This is a genomic window from Janthinobacterium psychrotolerans (assembly GCF_001677885.1).
GTDB lineage: Bacteria > Pseudomonadota > Gammaproteobacteria > Burkholderiales > Burkholderiaceae_D > Janthinobacterium > Janthinobacterium psychrotolerans.
In genome coordinates this window covers 134,871-156,913 of sequence record NZ_LOCQ01000054.1, presented here as the reverse complement: position 1 = coordinate 156,913, position 22,043 = coordinate 134,871, and the positions used below count along the sequence as shown (strand labels likewise).

Annotated in this window: 20 protein-coding genes; 14 read left to right on the top strand and 6 right to left on the bottom strand. The window is 64.7% G+C overall.

The window, feature by feature from the left end; genetic code table 11:
• Positions 1 to 17: 17 nt before the first annotated feature.
• A complete protein-coding gene (locus tag ASR47_RS12490; protein WP_065308106.1) occupies positions 18 to 890 on the top strand; it encodes a hypothetical protein in 873 nt (290 codons plus the stop codon).
• 116 nt (positions 891 to 1,006) lie between these two features.
• On the opposite strand, the gene ASR47_RS12485 is transcribed toward ASR47_RS12490, so the two are convergent.
• Complete coding sequence (locus ASR47_RS12485; protein ID WP_065308105.1) at positions 1,007 to 1,306, bottom strand: YciI family protein; 300 nt, start codon at positions 1,304 to 1,306, stop codon at positions 1,007 to 1,009.
• 41 nt (positions 1,307 to 1,347) lie between these two features.
• On the opposite strand from ASR47_RS12485, the gene ASR47_RS12480 reads away from it, so the two are divergent.
• The 4 genes from ASR47_RS12480 to ASR47_RS12465 are packed head-to-tail and all read left to right on the top strand — an operon-like array spanning position 1,348 to position 6,044.
• Positions 1,348 to 2,946, top strand: a complete 1,599-nt coding sequence (locus ASR47_RS12480) for an ABC transporter substrate-binding protein (protein ID WP_065308104.1) — start codon at positions 1,348 to 1,350, stop codon at positions 2,944 to 2,946.
• Positions 2,943 to 3,875, top strand: a complete 933-nt coding sequence (locus ASR47_RS12475) for an ABC transporter permease (protein WP_065308103.1) — start codon at positions 2,943 to 2,945, stop codon at positions 3,873 to 3,875. Before ASR47_RS12480 ends, ASR47_RS12475 begins: the two co-directional genes overlap by 4 nt.
• Positions 3,872 to 4,639: an ABC transporter permease gene (locus ASR47_RS12470; RefSeq protein WP_065308102.1), complete on the top strand. Its 768-nt coding sequence runs from the start codon at positions 3,872 to 3,874 to the stop codon at positions 4,637 to 4,639. Before ASR47_RS12475 ends, ASR47_RS12470 begins: the two co-directional genes overlap by 4 nt.
• Positions 4,632 to 6,044 (top strand): ABC transporter ATP-binding protein, encoded by a 1,413-nt coding sequence (locus tag ASR47_RS12465; RefSeq protein ID WP_065308101.1) that lies wholly within the window; start codon positions 4,632 to 4,634, stop codon positions 6,042 to 6,044. The genes ASR47_RS12470 and ASR47_RS12465 overlap by 8 nt, the downstream gene beginning before the upstream one ends.
• Here ASR47_RS12465 and ASR47_RS12460 read toward each other — a convergent pair.
• A complete protein-coding gene (locus tag ASR47_RS12460) occupies positions 6,041 to 6,943 on the bottom strand; it encodes a LysR substrate-binding domain-containing protein (protein ID WP_065308100.1) in 903 nt (300 codons plus the stop codon). The two genes, ASR47_RS12465 and ASR47_RS12460, sit on opposite strands and share 4 nt — an antisense overlap.
• A 107-nt stretch (positions 6,944 to 7,050) precedes the next feature.
• Here ASR47_RS12460 and ASR47_RS12455 point away from each other — a divergent pair, with 107 nt between their 5' ends.
• On the top strand, positions 7,051 to 8,322 hold the full coding sequence (locus tag ASR47_RS12455) for an MFS transporter (protein ID WP_065308099.1): 1,272 nt from the start codon (positions 7,051 to 7,053) through the stop codon (positions 8,320 to 8,322).
• A 5-nt stretch (positions 8,323 to 8,327) separates the two neighbouring features.
• On the opposite strand, the gene ASR47_RS12450 is transcribed toward ASR47_RS12455, so the two are convergent.
• Complete coding sequence (locus tag ASR47_RS12450) at positions 8,328 to 8,651, bottom strand: hypothetical protein (RefSeq protein ID WP_150127783.1); 324 nt, start codon at positions 8,649 to 8,651, stop codon at positions 8,328 to 8,330.
• Between the two features lie 503 nt (positions 8,652 to 9,154).
• Here ASR47_RS12450 and ASR47_RS12445 point away from each other — a divergent pair.
• Positions 9,155 to 9,481, top strand: coding sequence for a hypothetical protein (locus tag ASR47_RS12445; RefSeq protein WP_065308097.1), 327 nt, complete (start codon positions 9,155 to 9,157; stop codon positions 9,479 to 9,481).
• On the opposite strand, the gene ASR47_RS12440 is transcribed toward ASR47_RS12445, so the two are convergent.
• Both ASR47_RS12440 and ASR47_RS12435 read right to left on the bottom strand, forming a co-directional pair.
• The gene (locus ASR47_RS12440) at positions 9,482 to 10,336 is read right to left on the bottom strand and encodes a LytR/AlgR family response regulator transcription factor (RefSeq protein WP_065308096.1); all 855 of its coding nucleotides are present in this window, start codon (positions 10,334 to 10,336) and stop codon (positions 9,482 to 9,484) included.
• Positions 10,333 to 11,451, bottom strand: coding sequence for a sensor histidine kinase (locus tag ASR47_RS12435; RefSeq protein WP_065308095.1), 1,119 nt, complete (start codon positions 11,449 to 11,451; stop codon positions 10,333 to 10,335). Before ASR47_RS12435 ends, ASR47_RS12440 begins: the two co-directional genes overlap by 4 nt.
• 181 nt (positions 11,452 to 11,632) lie before the next feature.
• Between ASR47_RS12435 and ugpQ the strand changes: the two genes are divergently transcribed.
• Positions 11,633 to 12,373 (top strand): glycerophosphodiester phosphodiesterase, encoded by a 741-nt coding sequence (gene ugpQ / locus ASR47_RS12430; RefSeq protein WP_065308094.1) that lies wholly within the window; start codon positions 11,633 to 11,635, stop codon positions 12,371 to 12,373.
• Here the strand turns inward: ugpQ and ASR47_RS12425 are convergent.
• Positions 12,370 to 14,427: a TonB-dependent receptor domain-containing protein gene (locus tag ASR47_RS12425; RefSeq protein WP_425402732.1), complete on the bottom strand. Its 2,058-nt coding sequence runs from the start codon at positions 14,425 to 14,427 to the stop codon at positions 12,370 to 12,372. The genes ugpQ and ASR47_RS12425 overlap by 4 nt on opposite strands.
• A gap of 135 nt (positions 14,428 to 14,562) precedes the next feature.
• Here ASR47_RS12425 and ASR47_RS12420 point away from each other — a divergent pair, with 135 nt between their 5' ends.
• The 6 genes from ASR47_RS12420 (at position 14,563) to ASR47_RS12395 (ending at position 22,040) form a co-directional block, all read left to right on the top strand.
• Positions 14,563 to 15,000 (top strand): Fur family transcriptional regulator, encoded by a 438-nt coding sequence (locus ASR47_RS12420; RefSeq protein ID WP_065308093.1) that lies wholly within the window; start codon positions 14,563 to 14,565, stop codon positions 14,998 to 15,000.
• A 123-nt stretch (positions 15,001 to 15,123) separates the two neighbouring features.
• Positions 15,124 to 17,736 carry an alanine--tRNA ligase gene (alaS, locus tag ASR47_RS12415; protein WP_065308092.1) on the top strand — a complete coding sequence of 871 codons (2,613 nt, stop codon included), beginning with the start codon at positions 15,124 to 15,126 and terminating at the stop codon, positions 17,734 to 17,736.
• Between the two features lie 204 nt (positions 17,737 to 17,940).
• Positions 17,941 to 18,198 carry a sulfurtransferase TusA family protein gene (locus ASR47_RS12410; RefSeq protein ID WP_245714338.1) on the top strand — a complete coding sequence of 86 codons (258 nt, stop codon included), beginning with the start codon at positions 17,941 to 17,943 and terminating at the stop codon, positions 18,196 to 18,198.
• 239 nt (positions 18,199 to 18,437) lie between these two features.
• The gene (locus ASR47_RS12405; protein ID WP_065308090.1) at positions 18,438 to 19,187 is read left to right on the top strand and encodes an electron transfer flavoprotein subunit beta/FixA family protein; all 750 of its coding nucleotides are present in this window, start codon (positions 18,438 to 18,440) and stop codon (positions 19,185 to 19,187) included.
• A gap of 39 nt (positions 19,188 to 19,226) precedes the next feature.
• Positions 19,227 to 20,159 (top strand): electron transfer flavoprotein subunit alpha/FixB family protein, encoded by a 933-nt coding sequence (locus tag ASR47_RS12400; RefSeq protein WP_065308089.1) that lies wholly within the window; start codon positions 19,227 to 19,229, stop codon positions 20,157 to 20,159.
• A gap of 90 nt (positions 20,160 to 20,249) precedes the next feature.
• Positions 20,250 to 22,040, top strand: a complete 1,791-nt coding sequence (locus ASR47_RS12395) for an acyl-CoA dehydrogenase (RefSeq protein ID WP_065308088.1) — start codon at positions 20,250 to 20,252, stop codon at positions 22,038 to 22,040.
• Positions 22,041 to 22,043: the final 3 nt, after the last annotated feature.

The following is a 22,043-nucleotide window of genomic DNA, read 5'->3' as shown; positions in this document are numbered from 1 at the left end:
CAAGCAAGGAATCATCGATGCTGCCAGCAATAGTTGTAGAAAACCTGCCGCGCCTGGTGCGCGCCATCAAGCTGCTGCCGGGCGACCCGCGCGAGGACGCGGCGTTGAACCTGGCCGACGAACTGACGGGCATCACGGCCATGGTGGCCGAGAAGTTCACCAATGAGCGCACGGCCGACGGCATCCAGAAGGCCTTGTACCTGACGGTGGGCTGCGTCTCGCTGGGCCTGGAAAACGCGCTGCACCTGGAAAACGACCAGGCCGCACTCGACTTCCTCGTCGAGCATGGCGCCGAACATGCGTTCCAGGTCGGTTTTCGCCTGATCAAGGAATTGTCTCAGCTGCCCGAGGACGCGCTGGTCGGCGAGTACGACCAGGACCCGGTCTACATGGCGCGCCGCCTGCGCGAGCTGTTCGTCGACATCTGCCAGGCCGACCCGAACCAGAACTGGTCCGGCGCCGAAAAGTATGCCGTGCAGCTGCAGCAGCGCAAGCAAGTGCAGGCCGTGGTGCGGCTGGCCGGCTGGCTGCGCCGCCACCATGACCATGGCCCCGTCAGCGACAGCGACCTCAATGCCGAGGGCGTGATCGCGCTGGCCGTCATCTTCGCCATCGAAGGCGGCGGGCGCATCATCGCGCGCACGGGCCAGAAGGAATTCGAACGCTTCGTGCGCTCGGTGCGCAAGAACAAGCCCGACTTCGAAGAAGGCTGGGCGGCGCTGGTGGCCAAGGTGCCGGTGCAGCACCACCCGGTGCTGCTGGAGCGGATCGAATCGTATCGCCGCAGCTGCACCGTGGTGCAGAAGATCCTCACGCGGGCCAGCATGAAAAGCCTGTTCGAGGATCTGGAAAATTATGCGGGCTCGGAGCTGGATGCCGATTATTCCTGATCCAACGCTGTTGCCGGATGACGCAGCGTGCCGCCGCTAATCCGACCTACGCATGTGCCATGTTGCACTCGTAGGTCGGCTTAGCGCAGCGTAAGCCGACACCGACGTATATCAGATCACGCGGGAAACCCCACCTTCTGCGGCCACAGATTATTAAAGGCGTGGATGCTCACCGCGCCATACAATCCCGCCCTGGTAAATGGCTCGTTGGCCAGCCAGCTTTCGGCGGCGGCGCGGTCGGGGAAATCGATGGCCAGCAGGCTGCCGATCATGGTCGCGCCGTCGTCGCTGGTCAATGGTCCCGCAAAGGCCATGCGTTCGGCCTGCAGGCCCAGGTAGGCCTTGTGTTCGGGCCGCACACTGGTGCGGAGTTGGCCGCTGTCGGGCTTGTCGGTCAGGTGAAAAACAAAGATCATGCGCTCGCTCCGTTCGTATCAACTATCAGGGACTTCATTCTATGACAGAACACGACAGGCGACAGGCGCTGCTGCGCTTGTCCGCACTGCTGGCGGCCGGCGCCGCCCTGGTGCTGCCGCAGGCACGCGCGCATGATGGCCCGCTGAGCGAACACGCGGCCGTTGCTCCGGCCAGCCGCGATACCTTGACCGTGGTCGGGCCGTGGGAGCTGACGGGGCTGGAGCCTTCGCGTGGCGGCTATATGTTTACCCGCATGGAAGTGACGCAGACCCTGCTCGACGCCGATGACCAGGGCCGCTTGCTGCCGGCCGTGGCCAGCGCGTGGGAAGTGTCGAACGACGGCCTGGAATGGCGCTTCTTTGTCGCGCAGGGCCGCTTGTTCCACGATGGTTCGCCGGTGACGGCCGGCACCGTGCTGGCGTCGCTGAAACGCGCGGCGGCCGCGCCCGGTGTGCTGCGCCTGGCGCGCATCCGCAGCATGGCGGTGTCGCGCGGCGCCATTCTTGTCACCCTGGCGCAGCCATATGCGCCGCTGCCCTTTTTGTTTACCCATTCCGGCACGCAGATCCTCGCGCCGTCGTCCTATGGCACCGATGGGCGCGTGCTGCGCATCGTCGGCAGCGGCCCCTATCAAATCACGTCCATCTCGCTGCCGCAGCAGTTCGAGGTGGCGTTTTTCGAGCGGTGGCGCGGCGAGCCGCCTGCCGTGCGGCGCGCGCGCTATATCAGCGTCTCGCGCGCCGAAACGCGGACCCTGATGGTGCAAAGCGGCCAGGCCGACCTGGCTTTTTCGCTCGACCCGCCCAGCATCCGCCGCCTGCAGGGCCGGCGCGAGGTGCGGCTGGTGGCCGCGCCCCTGCCGCGCACCACCTTCCTGAAGCTGAACGCCGGCCATCCTTTGCTGAACGACGTGCGCGTGCGGCGCGCCGTCAGCCTGGCGCTGGACCGTCCCGGCATTGCCCGCGCGCTGCTGCGCGACGATGACCTGGGCGCGGGCCAGCTGTTTCCGCCGGCGATGGCCTTGTGGCACCAGCCGGCGCTGGCGCCCTTGCGCGGCGACCCGGCGGCGGCGCGCGCATTGCTGCGCCAGGCCGGCTTTGTACCGGGCGCCGACGGCATCGTGCGGCGCGATGGCCGGCGCTTCGAAGTCAACCTGACCACCTTTGTCGACCGCCCCGAGCTGCCGCTGATCGCCACGGCGGTGCAGGAAGAACTGCGCCAGGTCGGCATCGCCGTGAAAGTCGTGGTGGGCAACTCCAGCGATATCCCGGCCGGCCACCGCAGCGGCGCACTGCAGATCGGTCTGGTCGCGCGCAATTTCGGCAGCCTGCCCGATCCGGTCGCCACCCTGGCCGACGATTACGGCGTGGAAGGCGGCGACTGGGGCGCGATGGGCTGGCACAGCGCGCCCTTGACCGATGCGCTGGTACGGCTGTCGAATGGCGGCGTGCCGGCCGGCAGCGCGCAAGCGGCCACCCTGCGCGCCGACATCGCGCGCGAACTGCAGCAGGGCCTGCCTGTAATCCCCGTCGTCTGGTATCGCCAGACCATGGCCGTCTCGCGCCGGGTGGCCGGCGCCAGCATCGACCCGTTCGAGCGCAGCTACCGTATTTCAGCCTTGACCTGGAAGGCCGCATGAAGACGATATCCAAAGCCTTGATACAGGCGCTGCTGGTGGCGCTGCTGGTGGGCACGCTGTGCTTCTTCATGACGCGCATGCTGCCCGGCGACACGGCGTACCGCATCGCCGCCGGCCGTTATGGCTACGAGATGGTCGACGCGGCCGCCGCGCAGGCGGTGCGCATCGAGCTGGGACTGGACCGCGCGCCCCTGGCTGCCCTGGCCGACTGGTGGGGCAGGCTGCTGCGCTTCGACCTGGGCGTGTCGCTGGTCACCGCGCAACCGGTCATCGATGAAATCCGTTTGCAGCTGGGCCAGACCCTGCGCCTGTCATTGATGGCGGTGCTGTTGTCGCTGCCCCTGGGGCCTTTGCCGGGTGTGCTGGCCGGCTTGCGTCCCGGCGGCTGGTTCGACCGGGTCAACCTGCTGTTGTCGGTGCTGCTGCGCGCCTTGCCGCCGTTCGTGCTGGCGCTGCTGCTGGTGCTGGCGTTTGCCGTGCAACTGCAGGCGCTGCCGGCCGCCGGCCACGCCGGCCATGGCAGCTTGCTGCTGCCGGCGCTGACCCTGGCGCTGGGCCTGGCGGCCGTGTCGTCGCGGGTAGCGCGCGACGCCATGCAGGATGTCAGAGCCTCGGCTTACTATGCGTTTGCACTGAGCAAAGGCCTGCGCGCCAGTGACGCCCTGCTGCGCCATGGCGCGCGCAATGTGGCCACGCCGGTGGTGGCCTATACGGCGGTGCAACTGGTGTACCTGGTCGAAGGCGTGGTGCTGGTGGAGACCATCTTTGCCTGGCCCGGCATCGGCCACGCGCTGGTGCACGCCATCTTCGCGCGCGACGTGACCATGATCCAGGGCACGGCGCTGGTGCTGGGATTGCTGTTCGTGCTGTTCAACTGCCTGGTCGATCTGACCTGCGCCGCGCTCGACCCGCGCGCGAGGCGCGCATGAGGCGATTTGGCGTGGTGCTGCTGCTGGCGATTGCCGGCTTTGCCCTGTTTGGCCCGGCGCTGGTCGGCATCGACCCGGCCAGCCAGACCCTGTCGCGCTTCCTCGAAGCGCCCAGCCTGGCCCATCCGCTGGGCCTCGATCATTTGGGCCGCAGCATGCTCTCGCGCCTGGCCCATGGCGCGCAGCTGTCGCTGGCGATGGCGGTATTGAGCGTGTTGAGCGCGGCCGTGCCGGGCACCGTGCTGGGGGTGCTGGCGGCCTGGCGCGGCGGCTGGTTCGAGCGTGGCTTGAGCGCCTTTGCCGACGCCGTGCTGGCCTTGCCGGGCCTGTTGCTGGTGCTGCTGCTGGCCGCGTTTGCGCCGGGCCAGTTCTGGCCGCTGTATGTGGGCATTTCGCTGGCGCTGTGGGTCGAGTATTTTCGCGTCACGCGCAGCGCTAGCGTGCTGCTCCTGGCCGGTCCGCAGGTCGAAGCGTCACGCCTGCTGGGCTTTGGTACGCTGTATATCGTGCGCCGCCACCTGGCGCCGGTGTTGCTGCCGCGCCTGGCCACCCTGATGCGCTTCGGCCTGGGCGGCGCCGTGCTGGCGATGGCGGCGCTGGGCTTTATCGGCGTCGGCCTGCAGCCGCCCACGCCCGAACTGGGGGTGATGATGATCGAACTGCTGCCGTATTACAGCGAAGCGCCCTGGCTGGTGGGCGCGCCGGTGGCGCTGCTGTTTTTCACCATGCTGGGACTGATGCTGATCGGTGACATCCATGAGTGAGTTTTTCCTCGATGTGGCGGGCCTGCGCGTGTTTGACGCCGCCAGTGGCAAGGCGATTGTCGATGGTGTCAAGCTGCGCGTCGCCAACGGCGGCGTGTTGACCTTGCTCGGTGAAAGCGGTTCCGGCAAGTCGCTGCTGGCGCAAGCCATCATGGGCACACTTGTATCAGGCCTGCGCGCCGAAGGCGCCATCGGCATCGGCGGTGAACGTTTCGATGCGGCCGACCAGCGTTCGCGCCAGCGCCTGTGGGGCAGGGCGGTGGCGCTGCTGCCGCAGGAACCGTGGCTGGCGCTGGACCCGACCATGCGCGTGCTGCATCAGATCGCGGAAACCCATGAACTGGTGGCCGGCAAGACCGCTGACCAGGCAGGCGCAGCGGCGCTGCGCGACCTCGATCAATTGGGCCTGCGGCACGCGGCGCGGCTGTATCCGCACCAGATCTCGGGCGGCATGGCCCAGCGCGTGGCGTTTTTGGCCACCCACGCGGCCGGCGCAAAACTGCTGATTGTCGATGAGCCGACCAAGGGTCTCGACAGCGGCAAGCGCGACGAGATGCTGGCCATGCTGCGCGCCGCGCAAGGCGATGGCATGGCGGTGCTGTGCATTACCCACGATGTGGCGCTGGCGCGCGCGCTGGGCGGTGACACGGCCGTGATGCTGGATGGCTGTGTCATCGAACACGGTGCGTCATCGCAATTGTTGTCGCGGCCAGCACACGCTTATACGCGCGCGCTGCTGGCGGCCGATCCGGCCAACTGGCCCGTGCGGTCCGCCTTGCAGGCGCCGGGCGAAGTCGTTGCGCAGGTAGATAACGTGGCCAAGTCCTTCGGCAAGCACCGGCTGTTCGACGGTATCACTACCGACATCCGGCGTGGCGAAGTGGTGGCGGTGACGGGCGACAGCGGCGCTGGCAAGACCACGTTTGGCAATCTGCTGCTGGGACTGTTGCGGCCCGATGCGGGCACGGTCACCCGCGCTGCCGGCTTGCCGCGCACGGCGTTTCAAAAGCTGTACCAGGACCCGGCGGCGGCCTTTGCGCCCACGTTGACCTTGCGCGCCGCGCTGCGCGATGTGCTGGCGCTGCATGGCTTGCAATGGGAAGACATGGCGCCGCTGCTGGCGCGCCTGCGATTGGCTGAAACGTTGCTGGACCGGCTGCCGTCACAGGTCTCGGGCGGCGAACTGCAGCGCTTTGCGCTGGCGCGCGTGCTGCTGCTCAAACCCGCCCTGATCTTCGCCGACGAACCGACCTCGCGGCTCGATCCCATCACCCAGCAGCAGACCTTGAACCTGCTGCTGGAAGTGGCCGGGGAGAGCGGCTGCGCGGTGCTGCTGGTGACGCATGATGCGCAGATTGCGCGGGCGGTGGGGCAGCGGCGGATTGCCTTGCATGAGGTCGGTTAGGCACCGCCTTGCGGCGCCGCTTCTTCCGCCAGTTTGACAAACGCCGCCACCATCGGCGAGGTCTCTTCCTGGCGCTGCGCCAGCAGCAAACTGGTGGTCGCCTGCGGATCGGCGATGGGCCGGTAGCACACGCCGTCCATGCGGATGCGGTCAAACGAGGACGGCAGCACCGAGATGCCGCAGCCGGCTGCCACCAGGCCGATAATGGTCGACGCCTCGCCCGCTTCCTGCGCCACGGTCGGCACGAAACCGGCCGCCTTGCAGAGGCGAAAAATCTGCGGATAGATGCCGGTGCCGGCGTCCTTCGGGTACATCACGAAGCCTTCGCCGGCCATGTCGGCAATCGCAATCGAGGCCTGGGCCGCCAGCCGGTGCGCCACCGGCAGCACCAGGAACAGCGGGTCCTGGCGCAGCTGCGTGAGCTTGATGTCGCCGGGATAGGCCAGCTCGGGCGGGCGCACGAAACCGAGGTCCATGCTGCGCGCGGAAATCGCCTCCAGTTGATGCAGGGTCGCCATCTCGTGCAGGGTCAATGTCACGTGCGGAAACAGCTGGCGGTAGCGGTTGATGACGGTGGCAAAATAAGGCGTAAACGGCGTGGAAAACGTAAAGCCGATACGCAATTCTCCCGCTTCGCCGCGCTGGGCCCGGCGCGCCGTCGCGCCGGCCTGTTCCGACAGCGCCAGGATGCGGCGCGCATCGTCCAGGAACAGCCGGCCCGCTTCCGTCAGCCGCACCGAGCGCTTGTTGCGCTCGAACAGCTGCGCACCCACGTCGGCCTCCAGTGCCTGGATCTGCTGGCTCAGCGGCGGCTGGCCGATATGCAGGCGCTCGGCCGCGCGCGTGAAGTGCAGCTCCTCGGCGACGGCGACAAAATAACGCAGGTGGCGCAATTCCATGACTAGTCCAGTAATCGTTTTAAAGTATGAGTTGGCACTGAAATATATATTGGACGATATGAGTTGGCAATCCTATGATGAATTCTCGCCTGTCTCCATATACCGTCATGTCCGATGCATCGCTGGCCTTTGCCGCCTCCGCCAACACTGTTTCTCCTGCCGCTCCTGCCGCGCGAGCGGCGATCGCCAAGGGCACGGCCGCATTCAAGCGCAGCAACCGCGCGCTGTTTTTCGGCGGCTTTTCCACCTTCAGCCTGCTGTACTGCATCCAGCCTTTGTTCCCGCTGCTGTCGCAGCAGTTTCATCTGACGCCGGCGCAAAGCAGCTGGTCGCTGTCGGTGTCGAGCGGCCTGCTGGCCATCTCGCTGGTGCTGCTGAGCGCCGTGTCGGACCGCGTGGGCCGCAAACCGCTGATGGTGGCGTCGATGTTTTCGGCCGCCCTATTGACGGTGTTGTCGGCGTTCGCGCAGGACTATGCGCAGCTGCTGGCGCTGCGGGCCGCGCTCGGCATCGCGCTTGGCGGCATGCCGGCCGTCGCCATGGCCTATCTGGGCGAGGAAATCGAAGGCCCGTCGCTGGGCTTGTCGATGGGCTTGTATATTGCCGGCAGCGCCTTTGGCGGCATGTCGGGGCGGCTGATCGCGGCCATGCTCAGCGACTTTTTGTCGTGGCGCTGGGCGCTGGGCGTGCTGGGCGTGGCCGGCCTGCTGGCGGCGGCGGAATTCTGGCGCAGCCTGCCGGCATCGAAAAACTTCGTGCCTTCGACACGCGGCTGGCAGGCGCTGCCGCATGCCGTCCAGCAGCATTTTTCCGACCGCGGCCTGCCGTGGCTGTTCTGCCTGGCGTTCTTGCTGATGGGCTGCTTTGTCAGCCTGTATAACTATATCGGCTACCGCCTGCTGACCGCGCCGTTCGGCTTGCGCCAGAGCACGGTCGGCCTGCTGGCATTCTTGTATCTGATCGGTATTTTCAGCTCCGTCTGGGCCGGCCGCCTGGTGGACCGGCTGGGCCGGCGCGGCGTGTTGTGGATCATGCTGTCCATCATGCTGAGCGGTATCTTGCTGACCCTGTTCGACTCGCTGCCGCTGATCGTGATCGGTATGGCGCTGGCCACCTTCGGCTTCTTTGCCTCGCACTCGATCGCCAGCAGCTGGGTCAGCCGCCGCGCCCGCGCGCCGCAGGCGCTGGCCTCGGCCTTCTATTTGCTGTTCTATTATCTGGGTTCGAGCCTGATCGGTTCCGCCTCGGGCATGATGTGGGGCTTCGACGGCTGGACCGGCGTGGTGGCCATGCTCGGTGTTTGTCTCGGGGGCGGCGTGCTGATCGCCCTGAAGCTGCGCCATTTGCAGCCGCTGGGCGCGCGCGAAGCGGCGGGTTGAGGCGGCTATTTGGGACAATTGCCTATCATCGTTTCTCCATTCTTGCCAGCGCCCGTGGTCACGCACAGGGTGCCCAGCGCGCTGGTGATCTTGTATGTGTGGCTGCCCCTGGCCGCATTCGCGCCGATTTCCTCGATTCTTGACGCCTCATACCATTTTGGCGGCACGGCCGCGTAGGCATCGGCAAAGCCCTGCTGCATGCGCTTGAAAGCTGTATCGTCGAATTTCTGTCCACCTTGCTGTGGGAACTCCTTGCGTAAATCCTTGTCAATCTGGCCCACGTCGCGCCTGGCCTGCGCCAGGATATCGGCCGCAGTCGGTCTCGCCAAGGCTGGTGGTGCTGCTTCTGCCGCGATGTCGGCTATGGTCGTTGCTGCCGGCGCTGGCTCGGTCATGGGCGCCGCGACGGTCTGGCGCGGCAAGCCTGCTGACGGCCGCCGAAAGACCCGGTACGCTTCAGGCTTGACGGCGGGACGGGCTGGCGCAGGTACTGCCTTGGGCGCCGATGTACGTAACCACTGTATGCGCGGCCCCTGTGGACCAGGAGTCTCCGTCACGGGCCGGGGCTTCGATTGCAGGAAGAGATAAATCGCCAGCAGATGCAGCAGGGCCACCAGCAACAGGCTGGGCGCGTGGCGGGACAGTGTCGATGGCGTCATGATCAGCTTGGTTAAAGAAGTGAGCCAATGTATCTGAGTCACTTGATAATTATCTGAAATGTCACAGGTCCTTACAAATAATTCCTTGCGGAAATTTGAAGTGAATTGCGTTGCCGCTGGAACTGTCCGGCGCCGTCATGATCCAACGTCTATATCATTGGGGAGCAGAGATCATGTTGCAAGCAAACGAAGTGGCACGGCGCTTCGGCGCCATCGAGCAGGCGATCGGCCAGGCGGCGCAGCTGTGCGGCAGCGCGCAGGAAATGCCGATGGACCTGAAGGATTGCATCAACCAGCTGGACCAGCAAAAGGCATCGGTGCGCCAGGCGATCGACTCGCATGACGATGCGCGCATCCGCCAGGCGGTCGACAATATGGAGTCCTTGGGCGACCGCGCCAAGCGCGCCTGCGGCACGGCGCCCAAGCTGACGCCGGAAGTGAAAAACGCGGTGATCAGGGTCCACGATGAACTGTCGGACCTCAAGCACCAGCTGCATTGATTACATTTGCCGGAACAGGTGGGCATAAAGCGGGCTGACGCGCAGATGCGCCGGATGCTGGCGCAAGGTCAGGGACAGCTTGCCGGCCTCGTCGCGTACGGCGCTGGCGATGGCGCCGGCGTTGACGATGGTGCCGCGGTGGATTTGCCAGAACTGCTGCGGGTCCAGTTGCGGCAGCAGTTCCTTCAGGCTGGTGCGTATCAGCGCTTCGCCGTCGCGGCAGACCACGTTGATGTATTTGTCCAGCGCTTCGAAGTACACCACGTCGGCCATGGGGATCATGCGCACGCTGTTGCCGACGGCCGCCCGTATCATTTGCAGGCGCGGCGCAGGGGGCGTCATCGCCTGTAGCTGCGTCAGCAGGCGGGCCAGGTTGTCGTCGGCCGGCGCGGGCGTTGTTGCCGTCTTGGTCGTGGCTGCCGGCTTTGCCGCCTGCAGCCGCTGCTGCAAACGCTCCACCGTCTTGCCCAGGCGTGCGTCGTTGACGGGTTTCAGCACATAATCGGCGGCCGCCTGCTCGAAGGCCGCCAGCGCATAGTCGTCATAGGCGGTGACGAACACGATCTGCGGAAACGGCGTGCCATCCGGCCCGTCCTGCCCATCCTGCCACTGTTCGGCCAGCTCTTCGGCCGCTTCCAGGCCCGTCTTGCCCGGCATCTTGATGTCGAGGAACAGGATATCGGGGCGCAAGGCCAGGCCCTGCTGCAGCGCTTCCACGCCATTGGCGCAGGTGGCAACAATCTCGAGTGCCGGCCACAGGCGGCGCAGGGCGTGGGCGAGGGCGGCGGCCAGTATCGGTTCGTCTTCGGCGATCAGGGCACGTGCGGGTGCGGTGGTGCTGGCGGTATCTGTCATGGTGTGCTGCTCAATGGAAGGTTGAAAGGAAGGGCCAGGCGGGCGGTCACGCCGCCGGCGTCGTTGGCGGACAGCGACAGGCTGGCGCTGTCGCCATGCATGACCTGCAGCCGTTCGCGGATATTCGTCACGCCCAGCTGAGTACCCTTGTGCATGCCCTTGGTCTGGCCCGGATGATCGAGGCCCAGGCCGTCGTCCACCACCGTCAGGATCAGCTGGCCACCCTGGTGGCTGGCCTGCACGGTGATATGGCCGCCTTCGATCTTCGGCTCCAGGCCATGCTGGATGGCGTTTTCCACCAGCGGCTGCAGCAGCATGGGCGCCAGCCGTGTGCCGCGCAGGTCGTCGGGCAGGTCCAGCGTGTAGTTAAGGCGCGCACCCATGCGCACGGCCATCAGCCCCAGGTAGGCTTGCATCAGCTTGAATTCCTGCTCCAGGGTGGTCGCTTTGGCGCGCGAGGAACTGAGGGTGGCGCGCAGGTACTGGATCAGCTGGTCGAGCAGCAGCTGGGCGCGGTCCGGGTCAAAGCTGATCAGTCCCTGCAGGTTGGCCAGGGTGTTGAACAGCATGTGCGGTTCGATCTGCGCCTGCAGCATTTGCAGCTGCGCCTGCATGGCCTGGCGCGCCACCGATTCGGCGCGCGCCTTTTCTTCTGCGGCCGCCGTCTGCAGGCGCGAAATGCGTTCGCGGCTGGAAAAAAATAGTACGGCCACGCCTGTCACGATCAGGGTAAATACCAGGTTGGCGGCCACCTCGGCCGGCTCCAGGGTGGTCATGGCTTTTACCTTGACGTTCGTCAGCCAGACAAACATCTGCATGCCCAGCCACTGCGCCACCGGCACGGACACCGCGATGATGGCGATAAACGGCAGCGCCTTGGGCCGCTGTCCCGGATTCCAGAAGGTCAGGCGCGCACCATCGATAAGCACGAAGGCAATCCCGCCGATGCACATGGAGGCGATCAGGTTTTGCCCCAGATGGCTGCCCGGATTGAGCAGGTAGGTAATCACCAGTGCGCACAGCACATTGATGGCCAGCGCGTAGCGGATATCGTGCAGCATGCGGTGGTAGCGTGAACGCGGCCGGCTGGCGGGAGCAATGGTCGGGCTGGACATGGTGGTTGTGTGATGTTTGCATGTGATCGGATAAGGCATTGTGTCTGCTGCGTGCGCCAAGCGCAACGCCGCTGCGACGAAACAGCTCTGGCACGGCGCCAATCGCGCCCGTGCGTCCTTTACATGGCCGCGCGGGCGCGCGATGATGGCAGCTATCTCAATCAATCAAGCAAGGACAACCATGTGGCCCTATCCACGCACTGTGGCGCACCGCGGCGGCGGCACGCTGGCCCCTGAAAACACGATTGCCGCCCTGCGCTGCGGCCTGGAGCACGGCTACCGCGCCGTCGAATTCGACGTCATGCTGGCCAGCGACGGCGTGCCGGTCGTGGTGCACGACGTGGAACTGGGCCGCACCGTGGCCGGCAGCGGCGCGATTCCCGATTACACGGCCGCACAGCTGGAGGCAATGGATGCGGGCAGCTGGTTCGGCCCGCAGTTTGCGGGCGAGCGCGTGCCAGCGTTCGATGCGGTGGTCGCATATTGCCAGGCGCACGGCATCTGGATGAATATCGAAATCAAGCCGGCGCCGGGCTTCGAGGTCGAGACCGGCACGGTGGTGGCGCAGCGCACGCGCCGGCATTTTGCCGGTGGCGGACAATTGCCCTTGCTGTCATCGTTCAGCATCGCCGCCCTGGAGGCCGCACGCGAGGCGGCACCGGAGCTGGCGCGTGGCTGGCTGGTGGAGGAACTGCCGCCGGACTGGCTGGCGCAGGCCCGCGCGCTGGGCGTGGTAGCGATCCATTGCGACCACTCGCCGCTGACCCGCGAGCAGGTAGCTGCCATCAAGGCGCAGGGATATGGCGTGTTCTGCTATACCGTCAATACGCAGGCAAGGGCTGACGAGTTGCTGGGGTGGGGCGTGGATGGGTTTTGTACGGACAGGATAGATATCATCCCGCCCGTACCGGTGATGGCTTAAAACGTCACCCTCACCCCCGCCGTCAGATTACGCCCCATCAAAGGCGCCGCATTCTTGATGAACGAGGTGTGGCTGTATGCCAGTTCATTCGTGAGGTTATTCGCCTTCAGGTAGAACTGGGTCGGCGTGCCGGCGATGCGGGTGTTGTAGCTGGCCGACAGGTTCAGCATATTGTAGCCAGGCGTAGACGTTTCGAAGGCGGCCACCTTGTCCTGCTTGCCGACGCGGTAGAACTCGGCCACGCCATTCCAGGCCTGCCAGCTGGCGTCGAATTTCACGCCCAGGCGCTGGGCGGGAATGCGCGGCAGATTGCCGCCGCCATCGTCCAGCCTGGCGCGCACATAATCACCGAACACGCTGGCGCCAAAGATCGGGTTCAGTTGCTGGCGGATCTGGCCTTCCACGCCGGTGAAGGTGGCGTCGCGCTGGGCGTATTCGATCAGCTGGAAGCCTTCATGGCTGTCCAGGGTGGAGCCGAAAATATAATTGTCGATCCTGTTGCGGTAGGCGCCCAGTGAAAAGGTGGTGTTGCCAGCGTATTTGCGCAGGGTCAGGTCGATATTGTTCGAGGTTTCCTTGCCCAGGTTTTCATTGCCCAGCTCATAGGTGGCGGTGGCCATGTGCACGCCGTTGGCGTACAGCTCTTCGGCGCTGGGCAGGCGGTGCGTGCGCGAGGCGGTAGCACCGAGCGAATACTGGGGCGCGAATTTCCACACGGCGCCCAGCGAAATGGAAGTGCCGCTGGCGCTGTGGTCCTTCAAGGTCGCGCTGTCGACATCGATATCCTGCCATTCGTGGCGCAGGCCCGCTTCGAAGCGCCACTGCGCAAGGTTGTATTCCTCGACCAGAAAAGCCGCGTGCTTTTTGGTGACGGTTGGCGCCACGTAGGCTTCTTCGCCCAGCGCCGAAAAATCGCGCTTGGTCGTTTGCAGGCCGACCACGCCGCGCCAGCCTGCCAGCGGCATATGTTCCATTTCCAGGCGCGCGTCATGGCCCTTGTTCTTGAAGGTGGTAGCGATCTCGCTACCTTCGATTTCATCGTGCCTGTAATCGGTAAACGCGGCGCGCAGGCGCAAGCGGGTAAAGCCGGGCACAGGGTCGCGCAGTTCGCCGCGCACGTCCCAGCGCTCGCTTTTCAGTTTTACATACGGGACGGCGCCGCCTTCTTCGTGGCCGTGATCGTGGTCACTGCCTTCCTCTTCCTCGTGCTCGCCGCAGTGCAGGTGGGTGCCGTGCGGGTGGCAGCTTTCGAATTCGTGGTTGTGGCCGGGCAGGCCGTATTCGGCGCGCTGGCTGGTAAAGGCCAGGCCCAGGAAGCCGCGCGACCCCACCCATGCGGCGCCGACGCTGCCGGTGTCGGTGTCGTTGTAGCTGCCGGCCACTTTGGAACCGCCTTGCCAGCCGCTGCCGACCTTGTATTCTTTCGCGTCGCGTTTCACGCCTTCGGCGTGGAAGGCAACATTGCCCGAGCCGCCGGTGACTTCGAAGGCGCCGGCTTTTTCACGCGCGCCCGAGCTGGCGCGCACTTCCGCGCTGCCTTCGACGCCCCTGGCCGGCACGCGGGTCGGTATCTTGTTGTCGATCACATTGACCACGCCGCCGACGGCGCCGCCGCCATAGGCCAGCGCCGACGGGCCGCGCAGCACTTCGACCTGTTCGGCCAGCATCGGCTCGGACGCTACCGCGTGGTCGGGGCTGATGGTGGACGCATCCTGTACTTCGGCGCCATCGGACAGCACTTTCACGCGCGGGCCGTCCATGCCGCGGATAATGGGGCGGCTGGCGCCGGCGCCAAAATGGCTGGAATGGATGCCGGGCTGGCCGGCCAGGGTTTCGCCCAAGGTAGCTTCCCGCGCGCGCACCAGTTCATCGCCTTCGAGCACGGTCACCGGCGTGCTCATGTCGTCGCTGCCCAGCGACAGGGCGCTGGCCGACACCGTCACGGCGGGCAAGGTGGGCGCTTGCTGGGCCAGCGCGCTGGCGGGAGCGGCAAAGGCCAGCATCAGGGCCAGGGTCAACGGCGTAGGGCGGTGATGGTAGTGCGGTGCGGTCATGGATCAATTCCTTGTCGTGTAGCGGTGTTTGCAGGGGCTGGGCAAGCGTTAATTTGATAATGATATCGCATTATCATTAGTGTGTGAACCTCCCGGCGCTATATTGATCGCGGGTGGATGGTGTATTCTGTTGTCATGGAACGCACAACACGTCAAAAAACCGCTATACAAGCCGCCATCGAGTCGGCTCGGCGCCCGCTGTCGGCGCAGGAAATCCTCGAAGAAGCCAGCCTGCAGGTGACGCAGCTGGGCATCGCCACGGTGTACCGCAACCTCAAGTCGCTGGTGCTGGAAGAGAAGGTGCATGTGGTCACCTTGCCCGGTGAAAACCCGCGCTATGAATCGAACACGGTGGCCAATCACCATCACCATCACTTCCAGTGCACCAGCTGCCAGCGCGTGTTCGACGTGCATGATTGCCCGGGCGACCTGAAACGCATGGCGCCGCAGGGCTTCGTGGTCGAGCGCCACGAGCTGACCCTGTATGGCCGCTGCGCCGACTGCAATGCGGCCGGCGAAGTGGCGGCGGCTGCCGCCAGCCCTTCATCGCACAGCTGCGCAGACCACGGCTGAGCCGCGCGCCAGCGAAAAATATCCGGGGCCTGCGCGCAACAGGCCGCTGCCTGCCTTAATTGCAGGCAGCCATATCACGTATAATCTTCCCTTTCAAGCTGCCGCCACTTTTTGCCAAAAAACATGAAATCATCTGAAATCCGCGACAAGTTCCTCAAGTTTTTCGAGTCCAAGGGCCATGCCATCGTCCGTTCCAGCTCGCTGGTGCCGGGTAATGATCCGACTTTGCTGCTGACCAACAGCGGCATGGTGCAATTCAAGGACGTGTTTACGGGCACGGACAGCCGCCCTTACACCCGCGCCACCTCGGTGCAGCGCTGCGTGCGCGCCGGCGGCAAGCACAACGACCTGGAAAACGTCGGCTACACGGCGCGCCACCATACCTTCTTTGAAATGCTGGGCAACTTCAGCTTCGGCGACTATTTCAAGCGCGACGCGATCCACTTCGCGTGGGAACTGCTGACCAAGGTGTACGGCCTGCCGGTCGACAAGCTGACCGTCACGGTCTACATCGAAGATGACGAAGCCTACGATATCTGGGCGAAAGAAATCGGCGTCCCAACCGAACGCATCATCCGCATCGGCGACAACAAGGGCGCGCGCTACGCGTCGGACAACTTCTGGCAGATGGCCGACACCGGCCCGTGCGGCCCGTGCACCGAGATCTTCTACGACCACGGCGCCGACATTCCGGGCGGCCCGCCGGGCTCGCCTGACGAAGACGGCGACCGCTTCATCGAAATCTGGAACCTGGTGTTCATGCAGTTCAACCGCGACGAAGCGGGCGTGATGCACAAGCTGCCAAAACCATGCGTCGATACCGGCATGGGCATGGAGCGCCTGGCCGCCGTGCTGCAGCACGTGCATTCGAACTACGAGATCGACCTGTTCCAGCATCTGATCCGCGCCGCCGCGCGTGAAACCGGCGCGACGGACCTGGAAAACAAGTCGCTGCGCGTGATCGCCGACCATATCCGCGCCGCCGCCTTCATGATCGTCGATGGCGTGATTCCCGGCAGCGAAGGCCGCGCCTATGTGCTGCGCCGTATCATCCGCCGCGCGCTGCGTCACGGCCATAAATTGGGCCAGACCAAGCCGTTCTTCTACAAGCTGGTCGAGGACCTGGCTATCGAGATGGGCGCCGCCTACCCCGAGCTGGAAGAAGCCAAGGTCAACGTCGCCAACATGTTGAAAGCGGAGGAAGAGCGTTTCGGCGAAACCCTGGAAACCGGCATGAAAGTGCTGGAAGCCCAGCTGGCCAAGGATGCCACCGGCATCGACGGCGCCACCGCCTTTACGCTGTACGAAACCTATGGTTTCCCGCCGGACCTGACGGCCGATATCTGCCGCGAACGCAATATCAGTTTCGACCAGGAAGGCTACGACGCGGCCCTGAAGGAAAGCCAGGAACTGTCGCGCAAGGGCGGCAAGTCGCACAAGGACAGCAAGGTCGAATACGCGGGCGAGAAAAACACATTCGTCGGCTACGAACAGCTCACCTTCGGCAGCAAGGTCGTCGCCCTGTACGCGGCTGGCACGCAAGTGCAGCAGCTGGCGGCCGGCCAGGCCGGCATCGTGGTGCTCGACACCACGCCGTTCTACGCCGAATCGGGCGGCCAGGTGGGCGACCAGGGCGTGATCAGCGCTGGCGACGCCGCCTTCAAGGTCGACGACACCCTGAAGATCCAGGCCGATGTGTTCGGTCACCATGGCGTGCTGGCCACCGGCACCCTGAAAGTAGGCGACACGGTTTCGGCCAACGTCGACACGGCCAAGCGCGGCCGCACCATCCGCAACCACTCGGCCACCCACTTGATGCACAAGGCCTTGCGCGAAGTGCTGGGCAGCCACGTGGCGCAAAAAGGTTCGCTGGTCGACCCGGACAAAACCCGTTTCGACTTCAGCCACAATGCGCCGATGACGGCTGATCAGATCGCGGCGGTGGAAACCATCGTCAACAAAGAGATTTTGGAGAACCACGCGGTGCAGTCGCACCACATGTCGTTTGACGATGCCGTGAAACACGGCGCGATGGCGCTGTTCGGCGAGAAATACGGCGACGAAGTGCGCGTGCTCGATATCGGCACCTCGAAAGAGCTGTGCGGTGGCGTGCACGTGCAGCGCACCGGCGACATCGGCCTGTTCAAGATCATCGCCGAAAGCGGCGTGGCGGCCGGTATCCGCCGCGTCGAAGCGGTGACGGGCGAGGGCGCGCTGGCGCTGGTGCAAACCATGAACCGCCGCCTGCTCGATGCGGCCGCGGCGCTCAAATCGAATCCGGAAGAGCTGACCGTACGTATCGGCCAGGTGCAGGATCATGTCAAGGCGCTGGAGAAAGAACTGGCGGCCCTGAAATCGAAACTGGCCTCGGGCCAGGGCGATGAACTGGTGAGCCAGGCGGTCGACGTGAACGGCATCAAGGTGCTGGCGGCGGTGCTCGAAGGGGCCGACGTGGCGCGCCTGCGCGAGACGATGGACAAGCTCAAGGACAAGCTGAAGACGGCCGCCATCGTGCTGGCCAGCGTGATGGACGGCAAGGTCAGCCTGATCGCCGGCGTGACGGCCGACGCCACCTCGCGCGTGAAAGCGGGCGAGCTGGTGAACTTCGTTGCACAGCAAGTGGGCGGCAAAGGCGGCGGACGCCCCGATATGGCGCAGGCCGGCGGCACCGACGCCAGCGGTTTGCCGAACGCGCTGGCCGGCGTGCCGGCCTGGGTTGGCGACAAGGTGAAATAAGGCGCAAGCCACAGTCCATGCGGGGTGCATGCCCCGTAGCTGCCTGAAAACGGCCCGTCGACCTGCTTGGCGGGCCGTTTTGCTTTGAAGCATCTCGTTGTGACCTCACAACAGCCGGTGAACTATTTTGGTGCAGCGCGTCAATGGCCGTGAATTAGCGTAGTATGTCGAAAATCAGTACAACAAAACAATGGTGGGATATTGATGAGCGACACACTACTTGATACCGAGATTATGGAATTTCATAAAGAACTCGACGCGCGGGGCCTGAATTGCCCCTTGCCGATTCTGAAAGCAAAGAAGGCATTGGCAGAGCTGCAAAGCGGTGAAGTGCTGCGCATCATGGCAACCGATCCCGGTTCCGTGCGCGACTTCCAGGCCTTTGCCAAGCAGACGGGCAATGCCCTGCTGTCGCATGTGCAGACGGGCACCGAGTTTGTGTTCCTGATGCAGCGCAAGTAATTCACCGGGTCCGCCGCGACAGGCGGGCCGCACGGCGCGTGGGCGCGGCAGTTTTGCTGCCGTGCAGCGTAGCGCCAGATTCCCTGGTTCGCCCTTACCGCAAACAATTTAGATGGTTTGCTCTAACTAAAAATCGCACGATCGTGCTTAAATTCGGTCCGAGATTCAAATTTCTCTTATAATCGACGTCACACTCAGCATCTGATCCGTCATTTTTATAATTTCCCAAAGGCATAGCTATGAAAGTCTTGGTACCCGTCAAACGCGTGGTCGACTACAACGTCAAAGTACGCGTCAAGAGTGACGGCACTGGCGTCGATACCGCCAACGTCAAAATGTCGATGAATCCCTTCGATGAGATCGCTCTCGAAGAAGCCATGCGCCTGAAAGAAGCCGGCAAGGTCACCGAAGTGGTCGCCATCTCCTGCGGCGTGACCCAGTGCCAGGAAACCCTGCGCACGGCCATGGCCATCGGCGCCGACCGCGGCATCCTGGTCGAAACCGCCACCGAACTCGAACCGCTGGCCGTGGCCAAGCTGGTGAAATCGCTGGCCGAAAAAGAACAGCCACAACTGATTATCCTGGGCAAGCAGGCGATCGACGACGACAGCAACCAGACCGGCCAGATGCTGGCGGCGCTGCTCGGTTGGCCACAAGCCACCTTCGCCTCGAAAGTCGTGCTGGAAGACGGCAAAGTCACCGTCACGCGCGAAGTCGACGGCGGCCTGGAAACCCTGGCCTTGACCCTGCCGGCCATCGTCACCACCGATTTGCGCCTGAACGAGCCGCGCTACGTGACCTTGCCGAACATCATGAAGGCCAAGAAAAAGCCGCTGGAAACCGTCAAGCCGGAAGACCTCGGCGTCGACGTCACCCCGCGCCTGAAAACCTTGAAAGTGGCGGAGCCAGCCAAGCGCTCGGCCGGCATCAAGGTACCGGACGTGGCCACCTTGGTCGCCAAGCTGCGTACCGAAGCCAAAGTCATCTAAGCGGCCCGCCGCCTCTCCAGAACAATTACAGGACATATCATGGTCGCATTAGTTATTGCTGAACACGACAACGCTACCTTGAAAGGTAGCACCCACCACACCGTCACGGCCGCCGTCCAGTGCGGCGGCGACGTGCACGTGCTGATCGCCGGCTCGAACGCCTCGGCCGCCGCTGCCGCCGCCGCGCAAATCGCCGGCGTGGCCAAGGTCATCGTGGCCGACGCGCCATACTTTGCCGACGGCCTGGCCGAAAACGTGGCCGAACAGGTGCTGGCGATCGCCGGCGACTACAGCCATATCCTGGCGCCGGCCACCGCCTACGGCAAAAACATTCTGCCGCGCGTGGCCGCCAGGCTGGACGTGGCGCAGATCTCGGAAATCACCAAGGTTGACTCGCCCGACACCTTCGAGCGTCCGATCTACGCCGGTAACGCGATCGCCACCGTGCAGTCGGGCGACAAGGTCAAGGTCATCACCGTGCGCACCACCGGTTTCGATGCCGCCGCCGCCACCGGCGGTGCGGCCTCGACCGACACCATCACGGCCGTGGCCGACAGCGGCAAGTCCGCTTTCGTGGGCCGCGAGCTGGCCAAGTCCGACCGTCCTGAACTGACCGCCGCGAAAATCATCGTGTCGGGCGGCCGTGGCCTCGGTTCGGCCGAGAACTTCCAGATCCTCGAGCCGCTGGCCGACAAGCTGGGCGCCGCCATGGGCGCCTCGCGCGCCGCCGTCGACGCCGGCTTCGTGCCGAACGACTGGCAAGTGGGCCAGACCGGCAAGATCGTCGCGCCGTCGCTGTACATCGCCGTCGGTATTTCCGGCGCGATCCAGCATCTGGCCGGCATGAAGGATTCGAAAACCATCGTCGCCATCAACAAGGATCCGGAAGCGCCGATCTTTGCCGTGGCCGACTACGGCATCGTCGGCGACCTGTTCGAACTGGTGCCGCAGCTGGTCAAGGAATTGGGTTAAGTCCTGCCCGACCCGGTTTTGTGATTGACGAAGCCACGCCGGCCCGCCCCACACGGCGAGCCGCGTGGCTTTTTTCTTGGAGAAAATAAGATGAGCTATCAAGCCCCACTGAAAGACATGCTGTTCGTGATGAACGAACTGGCCGGCCTGGCCGACATCCATACCTTGCCGGGCTGCGAGGACGCCACGCCCGATACGGCCGAGGCCGTGCTGGAAGAGAACGCCAAGTTCTGCGGCGGCGTGGTGGCCCCGCTGAACTGGCCCAGCGACAAGGAGCCCAGCTTCTGGCACGACGGCCAGGTGACGACATCGAAAGGCTTCAAGGAAGCCTTCAAGGCCTATGGTGAAGCCGGCTGGCAGGGCGTGCAGCATCCGACCGAATTTGGCGGCCAGGGTTTGCCCAAGCTGCTGGCCACGCCGTGCATCGAAATGCTCAATGCGGCCAGCATCTCGTTCGCGCTGGTGGCCTTGCTGTCCGACGGCGCCATCGAAGCGCTGCTGACGGCCGGCAGCGACGAGCAGAAAGCGACGTATCTGGAAAAGCTGGTGTCGGGCAAATGGACCGGCACCATGAATCTGACCGAACCACAGGCCGGCTCCGACCTGGCCGCCGTGCGCACGCGCGCCGAGCCGCAGGGCGACGGTACCTATAAAGTGTTCGGCACCAAGATCTTCATTACCTACGGCGAGCACGACCTGGCCGAAAACATCGTCCACCTGGTGCTGGCCCGCACGCCCGACGCGCCGGCTGGCGTAAAAGGCATTTCGCTGTTCATCGTGCCCAAATTCCTCGTCAATGCGGACGGCAGCCTGGGCGAGCGCAACGACGCGCACTGCGTGTCGATCGAGCACAAGCTGGGCATCAAGGCCAGCCCGACGGCGGTGCTGCAGTTCGGCGACCACGGTGGCGCCATCGGTACCCTGGTGGGCGAGGAAAACCGCGGCCTGGAATACATGTTCATCATGATGAACGCGGCCCGCTTCGGCGTCGGCCTGCAGGGCATCGGTCTTGCCGAGCGCGCCTACCAGCAGGCGGTGGCGTTCGCGAAAGAGCGCGTGCAGTCGCGCGACCTGGCCGGCTCGGCTGGCCCGGTGTCCATCATCCACCATCCGGACGTGCGCCGCATGCTGATGTCCATGCGTTCGCAAACCGAGGCGGCGCGCGCGCTGGCCTATGTGGGCGCGGCCATCAGCGACGTCGCCCATCACCATCCTGACGCGCAGGTGCGCGCGGAAAGCCTGGCCACCTATGAATACCTGGTGCCCATCATCAAGGGTTGGGCTACGGAAATGTCGCAGGACGTGGCGCGCGATGGCGTGCAGGTGCACGGCGGCATGGGCTTTATCGAAGAGACGGGCGCCGCCCAGCATTACCGCGACGCCAAGATTTTGACGATCTACGAAGGCACGACGGCGATCCAGGCCAACGACCTGGTGGGCCGCAAGACGGTGCGCGATGGCGGCGCGGTGGCCAAAGCCATTATCGCCCAAGTGCGCGCCACCGAAGCCCAGCTCGGTGAATTCACGGGCGCGGACTTCCAGGCCATGCAGCGGCACCTGGCCGAAGGCAGCGCGGCGCTCGAAGCCGTGGTGGAGTACGTGGTGGCCAACATCAAGACCGACATCAAGGCGGTGTTCGCGGGCAGTGTGCCCTACCTGAAACTGGCCGGCATCGTGCTGGGCGGCTGGCAGATGGCGCGCGCGGCCGTGGCGGCGCAGCAGAGGCTGGGCGAGGGCAGCGGCGATGCGGCCTTCTACAAGGCCAAGATCTCCACCGCGCGCTTTTTTGCCGACCATGTCCTGTCGCAGGCGCCGGGCTTGCGGGCGGCTATCGTCGATGGCAGCGCCGGCGTGATGGCGTTGTCCGAAGAGCAGTTTTGAGAG